The sequence below is a fragment of the Geobacillus sp. C56-T2 genome (assembly GCF_007829715.1).
GTDB classification, from domain to species: Bacteria; Bacillota; Bacilli; order Bacillales; family Anoxybacillaceae; genus Geobacillus; species Geobacillus icigianus.
In genome coordinates this window covers 26,027-41,319 of record NZ_VJWB01000003.1, presented here as the reverse complement: position 1 = coordinate 41,319, position 15,293 = coordinate 26,027, and the positions used below count along the sequence as shown (strand labels likewise).

Below are 15,293 nucleotides of genomic sequence, written 5' to 3'. Positions count from 1 at the left end.
CAAAAAAGTGATGGACAACTTCAACAGATTTTTATCCCAGCATCGGATTGCAAACCGGGAAATCAGCCGATATATTGGCGCTCCCGACAACGCCTTCAATAAAATCATCAACGAAATGTCGGTCCCGTCTGTGGCCACCATAATCCGTTATGTGCACGCAGCGGAGCAGATTATCGGGGAAAATAAGATTTCCATTTATTCCAAAATTCTAATCGACAATGAAATTGAGAAAGCCGTCAGCATCCTCAACCAAATTTCAGATGCCGACATCACTGAGCTGATCAAGGAAAACAAGGAGTTTTTCAAGTCGCTGGACTTTTATTTTTCCACCACCCAGTCCAAAAAAGTCGATCCATTTACAATCGAAGAGAGAGACATCTACGCAGAAATAAAGGAGATGCTCGACCATGAATAAGAAAAGCACCAGAAAGGTATGGTTTATTACACGCCCGGAAAGAGACCCCCGATTCCATCAAGAGGCATTGCTGGCTTTGCAGAAGGCGACGGATGATTTCAGGCTGAAATGGGCGGGAAATAGAGAAGTCCATAAACGGTATGAAGAAGAGCTCGCAAATATGGGGATCAAAAGAAACAACGTCAGCCATGACGGTTCCGGAGGACGCACATGGATGGCCATGCTCAAAACCTTCTCCTATTGCTATGTAGATGATGACGGATATATTCGCCTTACAAAAGTCGGAGAAAAGCTCATCCAGGGAGAAAAGGTGTACGAAAACACAAGAAAACAAGTCTTGACGCTCCAATATCCAAACGCTTATTTTCTCGAGCCGGGATTCCGCCCAAAATTCGACGAAGGGTTTCGGATCCGCCCTGTCCTGTTTCTGATCAAGTTGGCGAATGACGAAAGATTGGACTTTTATGTAACAAAAGAGGAGATCACTTATTTTGCCATGACAGCCCAAAAGGACTCGCAGCTGGATGAAATCGTGCATAAAATATTGGCGTTCCGAAAAGCCGGCCCTCGCGAGAGAGAAGAAATGAAACAAGACATTGCCGCCAAGTTCGACCATAGGGAAAGATCAGACAAAGGAGCGAGGGACTTTTACGAAGCCCACTCCGACGTGGCCCACACTTTTATGCTCATCAGCGATTACACAGGATTGGTCGAATACATTCGCGGCAAGGCTTTGAAAGGCGATTCTTCCAGGATCAATGAAATTAAGCAGGAAATCGCTGAAATCGAAAAACGCTACCCATTCAACACACGGTACATGATATCGCTCGAGCGCATGGCGGAAAACAGCGGCTTGGATGTCGACAGCTACAAGGCCAGCAGATACGGCAATATAAAACCAGCTGCAAACTCCAGCAAGCTTCGGGCGAAAGCAGAGAGGATCCTTGCGCAATTTCCATCCATAGAATCGATGTCGAAAGAGGAAATCGCTGGGGCCCTCCAAAAATATTTATCGCCGAGAGACATTGAAAAGGTCATTCATGAGATAGTGGAAAGCAAGGACGATTTTGAAGGGATCAACTCCGATTTTGTAGAGGCCTACTTGAATGAAAAAGACAACTTGGTGTTTGAAGACAAGACCGGCCAAATATTCAGCGCGCTGGGGTTTGACGTTGCAATGCGCCCCAAAGCCAAGAACGGGGAAAGAACAGAAATCGAAATCATCGCCGGGTATGGAGGAAGCAAATTCGGCATCATTGACGCCAAAAACTATGCAGGAAAGTTCCCACTGTCCTCTTCCTTGGCTTCACATATGGCGTCTGAATACATCCCCAATTACACGGGATATGAAGGCAAAGAGCTAACGTTTTTCGGCTATGTGACCGCAAACGACTTCAGCGGGGAGCGCAACCTGGAAAAGATATCGGACAAAGCTAAGCGAATCACCGGAAATCCCATCAGCGGATTTTTAGTCACAGCCAGAACCTTGCTCGGCTTCCTTGATTATTGCATTGAGAACGATGTGCCATTGGAAGACCGCGCCGAACTGTTTGTCAAGGCTGTCAAAAACAAAGGATACAAGTCGCTCGAAGCTCTGCTTCGAGAATTAAAAGAGACAAGCTAGGGCGAGGGATTTTTCCCTCCGCCCTTCTACACAAGCTCTGGAATGGCCAATTGCTCCGTTCCAAACAATTCTTCAACATCCCATTTAGGTTCAACGCATTCATACGGAATGCCAGCGAACGTCTTCAAAATGGCTTCAAAGATGATCTTTGCTCCTTTCGGAGGAACTGCCATGCCGATTTGCTGCCTGACATTTTCCTTTGTCCCCTCAAACACAAAATCATCCGGGAATGTCTGGAGCCTCGCCCTTTCCCTGTTTGTGAGAGCCCGCGGCTCCTCCCAGTGATATACGTGCGTTCCACCGCCGCCGCTCCCTGTAACGGTGTAGGAGGGCTGATCAGGATGCAGCCTTCTGTAGATTTGGCTCAGCCTTGCTTTTTTTACATTTAAGCGCAACTCCTCAGGTATCCCTTCATACCATGCGTTTTCACCCGGCGGTATATGTTTGAGCATTTCTACTGTTTTTGCGTTATGGCGCGTAAACTCGTGGTTGGGTGCGTCGTCTGGGATCGGCGGATTGGTGATCGCCTCCTTCGCCGTCACATACTTGTCGGGAGTAGTCGGCGCAGGAACTTTAAACCTCAAATCCAGGTCTTTTCTGATGCCGACTATGATAATGCGGTGCCTCATCTGAGGAACGCCGTATTCCTCAAATTTATATAGATGCGGCACGATGTCATACCCTCTCCCGGCCTCGGACAATTCTTTCAGAATCTGCATGAATGCACGGCCCTCGTTGGCGCTTTGCAGGCCGCCCACGTTTTCGGCCACAAAAAACTTTGGTTGGTGAATATTAAGGACCTTGACCCCATATGTGTATAAAGGTCCATACTCTCCATCCATTCCTTTGTGTTCTCCTACAACACTGTAGTCATTGCATGGAAAACCGAACGATAATGCGTCTATTCTGGGAAGCTGCTCAATGTCAAGCTCCCTTACATCGCATGCAATGACGGATGGATCGTCTGGATCGCCGCAGATATTCCGTCGATACGTCCTGCATGCCGATTCGTTGTAGTCATTGGCCCAAACATGCTCAATGCGGAACTCTTCGCCATCAGCAGCAACCACCCTCGCCATTTTGGCTCCTAAAGCAAGGCCTCCAGGACCGCTGAAGAGTTCTCCTTTGCGAAAAATCATTGTATTACCTCCGTGGCGAAAGAATTATCAACGTGTCAGTACATTATAGAGGATTTTTGAAAAAAACAACAGCAATTCAATTAAAGCCTTCACTCGGCTCCCTTCTTGAGCTCATTCAGATATTTTTCAACAGCTTCCTCAATCAACAGATAGATATTCTTCTCCTGCAAAATCGACTGCATCTTCAACTCTTTGTGCAGGTCCGTCCGAATATCGAAGGAAACGCGCTTTCTCTCCACTTTCTTATCTTCCTTTCTTGGTTGGTTGTTATATTCGTTTAAAGATGTATTGTTTTCCTCCCCTACAGGATCGGTCAGCACTTGCGTAGGCGTGATGACTTTTTGCTGGCGCTTCATGTTTTTGATGTCATCTACTTTGGACACGTTCCATCATCTCCTTGTAGAAGTTTTCATACTGCTCCAACGCCTGGTTCAACTCATTGTTTTCCTCAAAGCCGTATAGCGACAGGCGTCCGATCGGCGCCTTGCGGGTGATGATCGTTTTGAACACCTCGTTCGGATAATCTTCCTCGATCATTTCATTGAACGCCTTCGCGTCGTTGCGGCGGACGTCGTTCATGGTTCTGAGAATGCCCAGCAGCCTGGTATTGTGCCGCCCATGCACCCTCGCTCCCTCAACGGATTCCATAAAATTCGGGACCGCCGAGTAGCACCAATTGGAGCACTCGAACATCATGATGACATACTGGCTTGCGCACAAGGCGTTTGTCGTCTGCTCGCTCAACGAAGGCGGCGTGTCGATAACAATGAAATCGTAACGATGCCGGATCTTGTCCAACGTATCGTCCAGTATCAAGGTCGGCTTTCCCTTATACCTAATATATTTTCCAAGGTACGTCTCCCCTGTGTAAATCCAACGGGGGAACGTGGCCAGGAAGTTGTTGGCCGGAAGCAGATCCAACCTGTCGTTGACCTTGACTATGTACGGCTCCGGATCCCTCTCCTGCATCGCTTCGAGAACGGATTTCTCCGTGAATTCGTTGGATGGCTTTCGCGAAAGGAGCTCTGTCAAATTCCCCTGCGAGTCCATGTCGACGGCCAAAACCCTGTATCCGTCCCTGCTCAACAAATAGGCGAGGACTCCTGTTGTCGTGGACTTTCCGCATCCGCCTTTCTGGATGCCCATGGTGATGGTGATGGCCACTTATATCACCTTCCTTTCTTCCAAGGTTTGTTTCTTCTTTTGTTTATATGATTTATTCTACGTTATTTTATAGATTCCTTCAATGATTGCAAAAAATAAGAGCGTTAGAAACGCTTCCACTTCAATTCCGATATGAGTTGCCGCACCGCCTCCGACTCCGACATGTTTTTTGTCTGACAGTATTTCTGGAGAAGTTCGTAAAGCTCGTCGTCCAAGCGCACGGTAATGCGATATGACTTGGACTTTTCTTCTTTTGGGCGTCCACGTTGGAGCTTTTTGCGTTCGACGCGCAGATCATCATGGACGACAACATCGAGGTATCCGAACCGCTCATAAATGTTTTTATGTTTCTCTACGAATTCTTCCCACATTCGGGGAATTTCTTCAAGAAGCCGGAGGTACTCTTCCTGCAGCCTCTTTGTTTCCTCTGGGGACCGAGGGCGCCGCTTGCCGAATTCCTGAAGGACGAGAACCTGAAAATCGTGCCGCTCATAGCATCTTCCTTCCATCATCGCCATCACCTCTATTTTTTGTCCGACACTATTTGTGTTTATTATACCTCCAGACTTTCACTAATTCAACATTTTTCGTCTGACATAAAATTAAGATACCAGTGCCAATTTTGCCTTTCAAAGCACAAATTAATCGAATCGGCGTTTTTCAGAACAAAAATCGCTGTTTTCGAGCTGAAAGATAATGTTTTGTCATTTTGATTTTTTTGCCAAATAGGGGTATATTGTACTTAAAAATGTGATATTTTCGACAAATTTCACCCCGAGCGTTAAGGGGAAGAGGGGGATGGAAAAAGTTGGACTGGAAAGAGGTAAAGCGGTTCGCCTATACCGGCCAGGCGTTTATCCCTGTCAACGTGGAAAACAGAGGGGATTCGGTCAAACTTTTTCTCAGGAGCGGGGAAACTAAGCTGCTTGACGTGCAATCGAGTCTGTTTTTGAAGCGGCTTCTGACCTTCTTTGGCACAAGCATTTCGATCAACCGCCATCGGTATGGGGAGTTGGTGGGGAAAAAGCAGCTCGTTCCCATCGTATTGTCGTATGGCTTTACCATCATTCCGTTTAACGTTCGCGAGCCGGTCGGCCGACAAAGCCGTGTAGGGTGGTTTGTGTCAAGAGAGATTGAGCAGTTCCGGCAAAGATCTCCCCAGTGCACCACGATCCATCTTCTTTCCGGACATCAGATTCCTGTGTTTCATTCCCGCAAGTTCTGCATTGACCAACTCAAAAATGCAAAATGGATTGAGATGTGCTACGGGGAGATTCATGAACCGCATCGCAGGCAATGGATAAACGGCAGCGCAGTTTGTGAAACGGTGGTTATGTAGTGAAATGAATGATTTATCGCAATAAACCGGAAGGATCGGCGGCATTGGAGGCCGCTTTTTTCTTTTTTCGCTTTGAAATCGTCTTTGTCTATGGGTGTTCTCGGTTGATATGATGTTGGCAAATCGAAAGGAGGTAGGAAAATGGCCGCTTCAGAAATGGTGTCGGGCCGCACTCTTGTTTTGGACTTCTACGCCGGAAAGGACAGCGACGGAAAGGACATCATCCGCTCGCAAACCTTCAGAGTGAAGAGCGACGCAAGTGTCCAATCGCTTTACGATGCCGCCGCCGCCATCGCCAGCTTGTCGAGCGGCAGCTTGCGGTACGTGCGCACGACGTTGACCAGCCATATTATCAATGCATGATGAGAGGGGGAATGAACAATGAAGACGTTGGAACTGACGTTTAACGCTCAAGCGGGGCCGGCGCGGATTTTGATCCGCTATCCCAAGGAGCCGGTTGATCCGGTGCAAGTGAAAACGGTGATGAACCAGCTCGTAGCGGCAAATGTTTTTATGACCGGCAACGGGGAGCTGGTGAGCCCGAAGAGCGCCCGCATCATTGAACGCGAAACGCAAGACATCCAGCTGCCATAACGCATCTGTCATGAACGGAAGGTTTCTCGCCTTCCGTTTTTGAGCATTGAAAGGGGGAAAAGCAATGGATTTGTTTTCGATGATCAGTGAAGTTTCCTTCCCGATCCTTGTTTCTATCTATCTTCTGTATCGGATGGAGACGAAGCTGGATCAGTTGACCAAATCCATTCAAGATCTAACTATCGCATTGAGCCGAGGTCCGCAGAATTGATGATGGGAGGGAATTCGAAGTGGAATTGGTGGAGCTGCTTTTCCGGGCGGAGAAAAGGCTGTCCGGGCTGCATCCGTTGGTGGCGGATAAAGCTAGAGCGTTGATTCGAAAGGCTTATGAGGAAGGCATTTATATCATCATTACGCAAGGGTTTCGAACCGTCGAGGAGCAGAATCGCCTGTATGCGCTTGGGCGGACAAAACCTGGACGGATTGTTACGAACGCCCGTGGAGGATACAGTTATCATAATTTTGGATTGGCGTTTGACGTTTGTGTCTGCAATGTTTTCAAAGGTACGCTGATCCCCAGCTGGAGCCTCGACCGTCGGTGGTTTCGCGTCGGTCAGATCGGAAAGTCGCTTGGCCTTGAATGGGGCGGGGATTGGAAGAGCTTTAAAGATTATCCCCATTTTCAATATACATTTGGCCTTTCGCTTGCGCAGTTGCGGGCGGGAAAAAGGCCGCCGGCCGCTGTCGTGGCTAAAAAATAGACTGTCTCGCCCCTTCCGGAAGTGGAGGGGATTTTTTTAAATCTGACAAAAGCACGTTATGTCAGATTTTTGTCTGACGTTAAATACGTTGAAGGAAGCAACACGAAGCCGCTTTGCCGCTCTCCCACTTTTTGTCCAAAAATCTTACTCATCTCCCTCATGGACAAGGGGGTGTCATATTTTGCATACCGTCCAGCCCATCAAAGATAGGGAAAAAATCGAAGCGATGAAAAAGATTTTGCGTGCTTCGTCGTTGAGAGACGAGCTTCTTTTTACGATCGGGATCAATACGGGGCTGCGGATCAGCGATATTTTGGCTCTGAGAGTTGGGGATGTGAGGAATCAAAAAGGCGTTGTCGAACGCATTGAGATCGTGGAAAAGAAGACAAAAAAGACTCGGGTTGTCGCACTGAACAGAAAAACTCGCCGCCTGATCGAGCTGTATTTAGCGCAGGAGCGGCCGCACGCCCGCGGCGACGAGCCGCTGTTTCGGAGCCAAAAAGGAGGCCGGGCGATCAGCCGTCAGCATGCCCACTACATCCTGAACCGGGCCGCCAAAGCAGTTGGGATTGTGGATCGCATCGGCACCCACTCCCTGCGCAAAACGTTCGGCTATTTCGCATACAAACAAGGAACGGACTTGGCCATGATCCAAAAAATCCTCAATCACTCCAGCCAGGCCGAAACGCTTCGCTACATCGGCATTACGCAGGAGCAAATCGATGAAGTCACTGCAGGGCTTGATCTGTGAACGAAGCCCGCGCCGGTCTTCCCGGCTGGCCGCCTTCTGGCCCTTGGCCATCCGGCCGGAGCCTAGGGAAGCCCGGCGATCGGTTCATTCGAAGAAGCTGCCTGCGGGCCCATTCATCCGCAGCCGTGCGGAGTGTGATCGAAGAAGTCAATGCATCGCACCGTTACTTGAAGCAATAAACCTTTAAGTAAATAAACGATGTTAAAAATGGATGAAAATTTATACAAATAAATAAAACAAGGAATAAACGTTTACTTCATCTTTTCTTTCAATAAACAAAAGTTTTGTGATTCATATAAAGATTCCATCCCTGCGTCGGTCTTCCCTGCCAGCCGCCTTCTGGCCCCTGGCCATCCGGCCGGAGCCTGGGGAAGCCCGGCGCTCGGCCGCTCGAGAAGCCGCTCGAGATCCAGCTTTTCCCACCACCCGCGGCCGTGCGAAGCAGAACCAAGAGGCTGTTCAAAGCACCGGCGCGGAAAGAAAATCATATATTGCCGTAAAACGTCGTTAAACGGCTTATTTTGGCGTTTTTTTTGTTTAGGGGGTATAAAACTATCAACCTAGTATTAAAAGTGTCTCAGACGAGCTGTACAGGGCCTAGAAGACGTTTTTATTTTTATTCTTTAGCAAGATATCAAACCATAGTGTATCGAGTTGCAGCGGCTTCCTTTTGCTGCTTTTATATACTTTTAATTATTTATATCTTTTAACCTTTTATATATTTAGGAGTCGGAAGATCCTTGATTTATCAAGCTTTTTGAGTGCTTCAACCGTACATTTTTGGTGCTTATCTTGTACATTTTTGGTGTCTATCCAGTACATTTTTGGTGTTAGGCGTACACTTTTGGTGTTTATCTCGTACATTTTTGGTTATTTCAGCGTACACTTTTGGTGCTTGAAGTACATTTTTGGTGTCTATTTAGTACACAAAAAAATAAATGTACGCGATGTAAGCTAAAACACCTTTTCATTGTTTTGCGTACATGGATGAAAATATGTACTTTTTAATACGATCGTTTTCTTGTAAAATAGAATTAAGGTGTTATTTTCCTATTTTAGTAGGTGGAGGATGAGATAATGCAAGCTCCGACCATCTCGCAGCGGCAATATAACAACGCCGTCACGAAGTCCAATGCGCTGATTGAGGCGAATTACAAACTTTCGACATTGGAACAGAAGATTATTTTGTATTTGATCAGTCAAATTCATAAAGATGACGATGATTTTAAAATGTACAAGTTGCCGATACAGGAGTTTTCCGAATTGCTAGGATATCGCGGGAGCCCAAAATACACAGAACTGAGGGAGATCACGAAGAACTTAATGAGAAAGGTCCTTGAGATTAGAGAAGGACAGAAACTTAAGCAAATGAGTTGGGTTTCATATGTGGAGTATGATGCACATTCCGGTTATGTCAGTTTGGCTTTTGATCCCCGTTTAAAGCCATACCTTTTGCAACTGAAAAGAGAATTCACGACATATCGGCTTAAGAATGTAATGGAATTAAAAAGCTCCTACTCCATTCGCATGTATGAACTTTTGAAGCGTTGGCAGTATATGGGCGAAGTGGTAATTCAGTTAGATGATTTGCGGATGATGGTCGGAGTGGGGGATAAGTATTCAGAGTACCATAACTTCAAAAAGCGAGTGCTCACTCCAGCCAATAAGGAAATTTCAGAGAAGACAGATATCACGTTTGTGTATAAGGAGATAAGAGAAAAGCGAAAGGTTGTAGCGCTCCGTTTTCAAATCAAGGAGAAGGTCATTGAACCAGTAGCCATTGAAGAGAAAAAAGATGTTGCGGTAGATAATCAGTATTTGCAATTTTTGGCTGTGGTACAGGCATATGATCGGTACATAACGGAGAAGCAGTTCATCAAAATTGCAGTGCTTGCGCAAAAAGCTTTTGGTGATAACTGGATGGGCGAGCTGATTCAAACGACAAGACGCATTATGCAACGGGCGGATATCCGTGAACCAATTGCTTTCCTGACGTATTTTTTGAATGAAAAGGTCGAGCGGGTCCAGGCCGGGATTGACCCAAATGAGGTGACGGTTCATAACGGTACTAAAGTTATCCGCCGAGAGATCGTACCGGACTGGCTTCGAGATTATGAAGAGAAGCTTGCTGCCGAGAGCTCTGGAGGCAAGGAAACGGATGAAGACATCGAACAGATGCGCCGTGAGCTTGAAGAGAGATTGCAGAAGTATAAAAGTCAAGATAGGGATTTACCTTGATTTGAAAAAAGTATGTCCTTTATCATTGTTTGGGGATAAAAGGGGGATGGTGAAATGGGGTTGCGGTTTCGTAAAAGTGTTAAGATTGCACCGGGTGTCAGAATGAATATTGGTAAAAAAGGCGTCAGTATGTCTTTTGGCGGGAAAGGGTTCAGGGTTAATACGAGTTCAAGAGGAGTTTCGGTTAGTAGCAGTATTCCAGGGACCGGGATTTCTTATCAAAAACAAATATATAGCACGAGGAAAAAAAGACCGCAAAGGACAAGGTACGAGCAAATCAAGTATCAACAGCAGAAAGAAAAGGCAATGGAAGAAGCTCGTAATAAGGTGGAACAGTATGAGGCGCACATTGATATGTTGCTTACTGTTCACGAAGAAGCAAACGACAAAGTCTATTGGAAGGAGATTGCAAATTCAGATCCACCGTTTCGTATTGGCGAAGAAGATGGACCAAACGTAAAAGAGTTGAAAAAACAGATTGATGAGTATAAACCGACTTGGCGAGATCGCTTTTTTAACCGGGTTGAAGCAAAAAAACGCCAGATGCTAAGCCGTATGGATCAAGCTATCAAGGAAGATGAGGAGATTTATGAAGAATGGGGGAAAAATAAGGGAATCGCTCAGAGAGTGATTGCCAATGATTTAAAGGCTTGGTGTGAAGTTATTGATACCGCTAAACCATTTGAAGATATTGAAGAAATGGGGAGCAGAGTGCGATACCAATTTGATCAGTCCAGACGTGTTATCGCTCGACTGGACATCAATAATCGAGAAGTCGTTCCCCAAAAGGTGATCACGTTAACAAAAACAGGGAAGGTTTCAGAAAAGAATATGGCAAAGGGGAAGTACTTACAACTTTATCAAGATTACGTCTGCAGTTGTACGCTGAGAATCGCAAGGGAGTTTTTTAATCTCCTCCCTGTTCAAGAAGTTATCGTCAATGTTTACGATGAATCGCCTGCGGAAGAAAAGTATGGATGCATTTTGTCTGTTGTGTTTCTAAAAGAAAAAATGGATGTGATTGATTTTACCCATATCGACTGCTCCGATACGATTGAGCAATTTGAACACAACATGAAGTTTTTGAAAACAAAAGGTTTCAAGCTAGTAGAGGAGATACGATGAAAATGAGAGGCTGCTTAGGAATTATTTTGTTGATTATCTTAATCGCATTATTTGTTAACTACCCACTTTTTCTAATCGGTATGGCTATTGCCATTTGGGGCATTTATGAGTGGACAGTCAATAAAAAATTGGGGGCTAGATCGAAAAAACCAGCTGTCATCTTGAGTATCGGTTTGATCTTGGCGTTAGGTTCTTGCGTTGGAAACGATGATGCTACATCAGAGAAAGAAGTTGCTGTAAAGCAAGAGTCAGTCAAAGTGCGAAGTGATGAATCTGAGAAAGAAAAAGACAAGAAACAAGAAGAGAAAAAGGATGACGATGAGCAGTCAAAAGAAATTGATAATGAGCAGAGCAAGAACAATGAAGAGGCCCAAAAACAAGATCAGTTACAAACCTTGATTAAAAAATTTGGGTTACAGGCGGTTGTTGTTGGCAAAGTAGTTGATGGTGACACCTTTGAGCTGTCAGATGGAAGAAAGGTGCGTTTGATTGGCGTAAATACTCCTGAATCGACAACTAGAACAGAAGAGTATGGAAAAGAAGCAAGCGAATATACAAAATCAAAACTAGAAGGCAAACGAGTTTATTTACAAAAAGACGTTTCAGATACAGACCAATACGGACGGTTGCTTAGAATCGTTTGGTTATCTGTTCCGACTGATGATATGAATGAAAATGAAATACGTTCCAAAATGTTTAATGCCAAGCTAGTAATTGACGGGTATGCTGAGCCATCAACTTATCCGCCTGATGTGAAATACGCCGATTATTTTAGAAAGTTTGCGAGGGAAGCACGCGAGGCGAATCGTGGGCTATGGGCGTATGGTGAATACGGCACAACGAAAGGAGATTTCGACCCAAAAGAAACGGAAAAAAGATCGTCCAATTCGCCAGCAAATCGTTCATCTAGCTCAGGTAACTCATCTAGTTCAGAAAGTAGTTCAACTAAAGCTGGAACTTCCTCGTCATCAGAAAGTGTCGAGTACTTTAAAAACTGTACAGAACTACGGAAAGTGTATCCTAACGGTGTTCCGGCTGATCATCCAGCATATCAGCCAAGAATGGACAGGGACAAAGATAACTATGCATGCGAGAGATAACAGCCCTTTTTAGGGCTGTTTCTTTTTCATATAGGCCCGCGCCGCTCTTCCCGGCTGGCCGCCTCCTGGCCCCTGGCCATCCGGCCGGAGCCTGGGGAAGCCCGGCGCTCGGTTTGCTCGAGAAGCCGCTCGCTGGCTCATCCATCCGCAGCCGTGCGAAGCGTGACCGAAGAAGCCAATGCATTGCACCGCTGCTTGAAGCAACAAATCATTAAACGAATAAGTGATGATAAAAATAATAGAGTATACATTAAAATAATTAAAACAATAAATAAACGTTTATTTCATCTTTTCTTCCAACAAACAAAAGTTTCGTGGTTCGAACAAAGATTCCATTTCCGCGCCGCTCTTCCCGGCTGGCCGCCTCCTGGCCCCTGGCCATCCGGCCGGAGCCTGGGGAAGCCCGGCGCTCGGTTCATTCACAGAAGCCGCTCGTAATCCAGTTTCCCGCCGCTGCCCGCGGCCGTGCGAAGCTGAGACGAGAAGCGAATCAAAGCACCGCCGCGGTGAATAATGATTTGTATTATTTTTTTGTCTGACGTTAAATATAGGTTTATTTTTCGACGAATAGCGACAGATAGGTGCAGTGGCACCGGCGCTTCCGTTTCCTTTTGGTCCGGGTCCCCGGGGCGGTGTGATGGTCGGCTGGCAGCCGGAAAGGCTCAGCCACTGCAAGCCCAAGCGCCGAAGCCCTCGCCTTCCGGCTCGGTCCAGCCTATCACACCGCCCTTCCCGGCCCAAAAGACTACGGGTCGCCGGTGTTCCAAGAAATGCAGCCAAAAGAGCATTTTTGTTAATCGATTTTACGATTTTTGAAATAAATGGAGGATTTTGAAATAAAGTGTCGAAATTCAAGACCGCCAGAGTCCTCTCCTATTCAATAGGCCTCGATTGATCCTCATGGCATTCTTATTTTCCCTTTTTCTATTTGAATGGTGTGTAAATTTTGAAGAAACGGCCGCTGTCTTTCTGCATAATGATCGTACCTCGCACCCGCGCGACTATGCGGTTGTTTCCCATGTAGGGAGGGTGTTTTGTGGAGAATTTGAAGCTGGAGAATATGGAAATTTCCCCTTTGGATCGCGCAAAGCGGCATGTATGGATTCAACACCGCGGCGCCTCAGGATGGATCACGCTGGCGAAGAAGGAGCCGGATGGGGGATGGAGGCAGTATCACTACCAGCCCAACGAATTGGCTGTAGAACTGCCTAAATGGCTTGGAGAGGACGTCTATTTTAGCCAGAATACCTTTTATAAGCCTCAACGAAGAATCGAGAATATAAGGCAGCTGAGGGCTCTGTACGTGGATGTGGATTGCCATACGATTGGCTATGAGCCGGAGTGGGTGGTCGGGAAGCTGGACATCGAGGTATTCTATGACAATATCTTGCCTGAACCTAATCTCATCATTTTCTCGGGTCGCGGAATCGTATGCGTTTGGTTGATCGAGCCGGTCCCGTACAAGGCCTTGCCGCTGTGGAAGGCGGTGGAGAACTATTTTTATGAGCAACTTAGCTATGTGGGGGCGGACAAGAAGTCGCTGGATCCGACCAGGGTGTTCCGGATCGACGGGTCGGTCAACTCCAAGAGCAAAAGGGAGGTCGTCGTCGAGTACCGGCACGGCGACAGGTATGTCCTCCGTGACTTGCAATATGAGTACTTGCCGGAATTGACAAGGGCGGAGACAGGGAAGAAAGGAAGAAAAGGGAAACTTGTCCGGCTACATAATATCCAGACGCTGCACTATGCCAGGCTACTGGATTTGATTCGTCTTGCGGAGCTTAGAAATTATGATCTGAAGGGATACAGGGAGCTGTTTTGTTTTTTATATCGATACTGGAGTTGTTGCCTCACTGATGATCCCGATGAGGCGCTGAGACAGATGATAGAGCTGAACGCTGGATTTAAGGAGCCGCTGTCTGAAAAAGAGGTGATCCGGGCGACAAAAAGCGCCGAGAAAGCGTGGATGGCTAAGAATGATGCGAAGGCGAATGAGGAGGCGAGGAAAAAAGGCTATCCCGGCGCCGGCTATAATCTGAAGAACTCTACGATCATTCGATGGCTGGACATCACGCCGGAGGAACAGCGACACTTGCAGACCATTATTGACGCCAATGAGAAGCGCCGGCGGAAACGGGAACGCGACAGGGCGAGGACAGGGGAGTTGCGCCGGGGACAAGGGGCGAAGACAAGGGAGGAGTACCTCGAGGAACAACGGGAGCGAACGGAGGACAAGGCATGGCAACTGCAGAAGGCAATGGAGCGACACCCTGACGCGACAAATAAGCAGCTGGCCATGATGCTTCAGATATCGGTGCGGCGTGTCCAGCAGCTTAAGAGGTTGGTCAAGAACTGACGTTCCCGTGAAATGGTTCGTCGCCCTTATATTATGGGCGTCAGCCTGCTTGCTCCCGCGACCATAAAGAAAGAATAAACCAAATTGGTTTTGTTCCAATACCTCATTAGATTGGTGGGGGGAGTCCCGAGGGTTTTAAACTTCAGATTTTCACTTCGATGAAGGGTGAAATGCAAGCGGATCGTCGCAAAAAGGATGGTAAAAGGGATTTTAAAGATTGATTTTGGACGCATAGCTGCAAGGTGAAAATGCCAGTTAGTAGTTATTATAAAGGGGATAGGTTTATTGATTAGATTTTGATTGGTGATGATATGATTATTTAGAACATAATTCTCAATGCAAATTCACCAATAAGATAAAAATTCTGCTTAGAATCAGGGGAGCGAATGAAGGTGAGGACACTGGAATGACGCGAAGGGCGGTATTGAAATAAAAGACGAGGACAAGGATCGTGTCCCTGTTCCTCGATCAATCAAAAATCTATGCAACTAAGATATACAGTTGCGACAAGGTGTCGCGAAAGCATTCCGTCGGAGGACAACGGCCACTCCTGTTGTTTTCTCACTTGTCCTTGGTGAAGACAAAAAGGAGTAGGGTGAATCATGAACAACAAGACAACCAGGTGACATAAATTTGTTTCCTGTCTTAAGTCAAGACAGTAATTGTCTGACAGAGGACAAGATGTGGAATGTGTCGCGACAGATGTCCCGATGGATTAGCGGCCGCCGGAGACGATGGACAATGAAT

At 46.6% G+C, this 15,293-nt stretch carries 16 protein-coding genes; 12 read left to right on the top strand and 4 right to left on the bottom strand.

The window, feature by feature from the left end; all coding sequences use genetic code 11:
• Together GC56T2_RS17670 and GC56T2_RS17665 are read left to right on the top strand one after the other, a co-directional pair.
• Positions 1–415: hypothetical protein (locus GC56T2_RS17670; RefSeq protein WP_255516164.1), on the top strand; the 415-nt coding region annotated here is incomplete at its 5' end.
• Positions 408–2,039 carry an AlwI family type II restriction endonuclease gene (locus GC56T2_RS17665; protein WP_033845077.1) on the top strand — a complete coding sequence of 544 codons (1,632 nt, stop codon included), beginning with the start codon at positions 408–410 and terminating at the stop codon, positions 2,037–2,039. The genes GC56T2_RS17670 and GC56T2_RS17665, both read left to right, overlap by 8 nt.
• Positions 2,040–2,065: 26 nt before the next feature.
• On the opposite strand, the gene GC56T2_RS17660 is transcribed toward GC56T2_RS17665, so the two are convergent.
• The 4 genes from GC56T2_RS17660 to GC56T2_RS17645 all read right to left on the bottom strand — a co-directional run bounded on the left by GC56T2_RS17660 (position 2,066) and on the right by GC56T2_RS17645 (position 4,854).
• On the bottom strand, positions 2,066–3,178 hold the full coding sequence (locus tag GC56T2_RS17660) for a DNA cytosine methyltransferase (RefSeq protein WP_023634597.1): 1,113 nt from the start codon (positions 3,176–3,178) through the stop codon (positions 2,066–2,068).
• 89 nt (positions 3,179–3,267) lie between these two features.
• The gene (locus tag GC56T2_RS17655; RefSeq protein WP_012820753.1) at positions 3,268–3,561 is read right to left on the bottom strand and encodes a hypothetical protein; all 294 of its coding nucleotides are present in this window, start codon (positions 3,559–3,561) and stop codon (positions 3,268–3,270) included.
• Entirely contained in the window at positions 3,545–4,342 is a 798-nt protein-coding gene (locus tag GC56T2_RS17650; RefSeq protein WP_011229510.1) for a ParA family protein, read from the bottom strand. Before GC56T2_RS17650 ends, GC56T2_RS17655 begins: the two co-directional genes overlap by 17 nt.
• Before the next feature lie 104 nt (positions 4,343–4,446).
• On the bottom strand, positions 4,447–4,854 hold the full coding sequence (locus GC56T2_RS17645; protein ID WP_049752141.1) for a DUF6290 family protein: 408 nt from the start codon (positions 4,852–4,854) through the stop codon (positions 4,447–4,449).
• 296 nt (positions 4,855–5,150) lie between these two features.
• Here GC56T2_RS17645 and GC56T2_RS17640 point away from each other — a divergent pair, with 296 nt between their 5' ends.
• The 10 genes from GC56T2_RS17640 to GC56T2_RS17590 all read left to right on the top strand — a co-directional run bounded on the left by GC56T2_RS17640 (position 5,151) and on the right by GC56T2_RS17590 (position 14,546).
• Positions 5,151–5,681, top strand: a complete 531-nt coding sequence (locus GC56T2_RS17640) for a competence protein ComK (RefSeq protein ID WP_144977519.1) — start codon at positions 5,151–5,153, stop codon at positions 5,679–5,681.
• A gap of 141 nt (positions 5,682–5,822) precedes the next feature.
• Entirely contained in the window at positions 5,823–6,044 is a 222-nt protein-coding gene (locus GC56T2_RS17635) for a DUF1659 domain-containing protein (protein WP_020961687.1), read from the top strand.
• Positions 6,045–6,062: 18 nt separating this feature from the next.
• Positions 6,063–6,275: a DUF2922 domain-containing protein gene (locus GC56T2_RS17630; protein WP_041467679.1), complete on the top strand. Its 213-nt coding sequence runs from the start codon at positions 6,063–6,065 to the stop codon at positions 6,273–6,275.
• Between the two features lie 64 nt (positions 6,276–6,339).
• Positions 6,340–6,486 carry a YvrJ family protein gene (locus GC56T2_RS17625; protein ID WP_011229514.1) on the top strand — a complete coding sequence of 49 codons (147 nt, stop codon included), beginning with the start codon at positions 6,340–6,342 and terminating at the stop codon, positions 6,484–6,486.
• Between the two features lie 19 nt (positions 6,487–6,505).
• Positions 6,506–6,976 carry a M15 family metallopeptidase gene (locus GC56T2_RS17620; RefSeq protein ID WP_011229515.1) on the top strand — a complete coding sequence of 157 codons (471 nt, stop codon included), beginning with the start codon at positions 6,506–6,508 and terminating at the stop codon, positions 6,974–6,976.
• Positions 6,977–7,157: 181 nt separating this feature from the next.
• Entirely contained in the window at positions 7,158–7,727 is a 570-nt protein-coding gene (locus GC56T2_RS17615; protein ID WP_011229516.1) for a site-specific integrase, read from the top strand.
• A gap of 1,077 nt (positions 7,728–8,804) precedes the next feature.
• Positions 8,805–9,965 (top strand): replication initiation protein, encoded by a 1,161-nt coding sequence (locus GC56T2_RS17610; protein WP_074044067.1) that lies wholly within the window; start codon positions 8,805–8,807, stop codon positions 9,963–9,965.
• 54 nt (positions 9,966–10,019) lie between these two features.
• On the top strand, positions 10,020–11,090 hold the full coding sequence (locus GC56T2_RS17605; RefSeq protein ID WP_068895938.1) for a DUF4236 domain-containing protein: 1,071 nt from the start codon (positions 10,020–10,022) through the stop codon (positions 11,088–11,090).
• Between the two features lie 2 nt (positions 11,091–11,092).
• The gene (locus GC56T2_RS17600) at positions 11,093–12,190 is read left to right on the top strand and encodes a thermonuclease family protein (protein ID WP_255516163.1); all 1,098 of its coding nucleotides are present in this window, start codon (positions 11,093–11,095) and stop codon (positions 12,188–12,190) included.
• A gap of 1,036 nt (positions 12,191–13,226) precedes the next feature.
• On the top strand, positions 13,227–14,546 hold the full coding sequence (locus tag GC56T2_RS17590; protein WP_063211346.1) for a hypothetical protein: 1,320 nt from the start codon (positions 13,227–13,229) through the stop codon (positions 14,544–14,546).
• Positions 14,547–15,293: the final 747 nt, after the last annotated feature.

What these genes read in the sequence shown, in the direction of transcription:
- GC56T2_RS17635 (WP_020961687.1), top strand. Translation starts at nt 5,823, where the DNA reads ATGGCCGCTTCAGAAATGGTGTCGGGCCGCACTCTTGTTTTGGACTTC.
- GC56T2_RS17665 (WP_033845077.1), top strand. Translation starts at nt 408, where the DNA reads ATGAATAAGAAAAGCACCAGAAAGGTATGGTTTATTACACGCCCGGAA.
- GC56T2_RS17605 (WP_068895938.1), top strand. Translation starts at nt 10,020, where the DNA reads ATGGGGTTGCGGTTTCGTAAAAGTGTTAAGATTGCACCGGGTGTCAGA.
- GC56T2_RS17610 (WP_074044067.1), top strand. Translation starts at nt 8,805, where the DNA reads ATGCAAGCTCCGACCATCTCGCAGCGGCAATATAACAACGCCGTCACG.
- GC56T2_RS17625 (WP_011229514.1), top strand. Translation starts at nt 6,340, where the DNA reads ATGGATTTGTTTTCGATGATCAGTGAAGTTTCCTTCCCGATCCTTGTT.
- GC56T2_RS17630 (WP_041467679.1), top strand. Translation starts at nt 6,063, where the DNA reads ATGAAGACGTTGGAACTGACGTTTAACGCTCAAGCGGGGCCGGCGCGG.
- GC56T2_RS17660 (WP_023634597.1), bottom strand. Translation starts at nt 3,178, where the DNA reads ATGATTTTTCGCAAAGGAGAACTCTTCAGCGGTCCTGGAGGCCTTGCT.
- GC56T2_RS17645 (WP_049752141.1), bottom strand. Translation starts at nt 4,854, where the DNA reads ATGATGGAAGGAAGATGCTATGAGCGGCACGATTTTCAGGTTCTCGTC.
- GC56T2_RS17600 (WP_255516163.1), top strand. Translation starts at nt 11,093, where the DNA reads ATGAGAGGCTGCTTAGGAATTATTTTGTTGATTATCTTAATCGCATTA.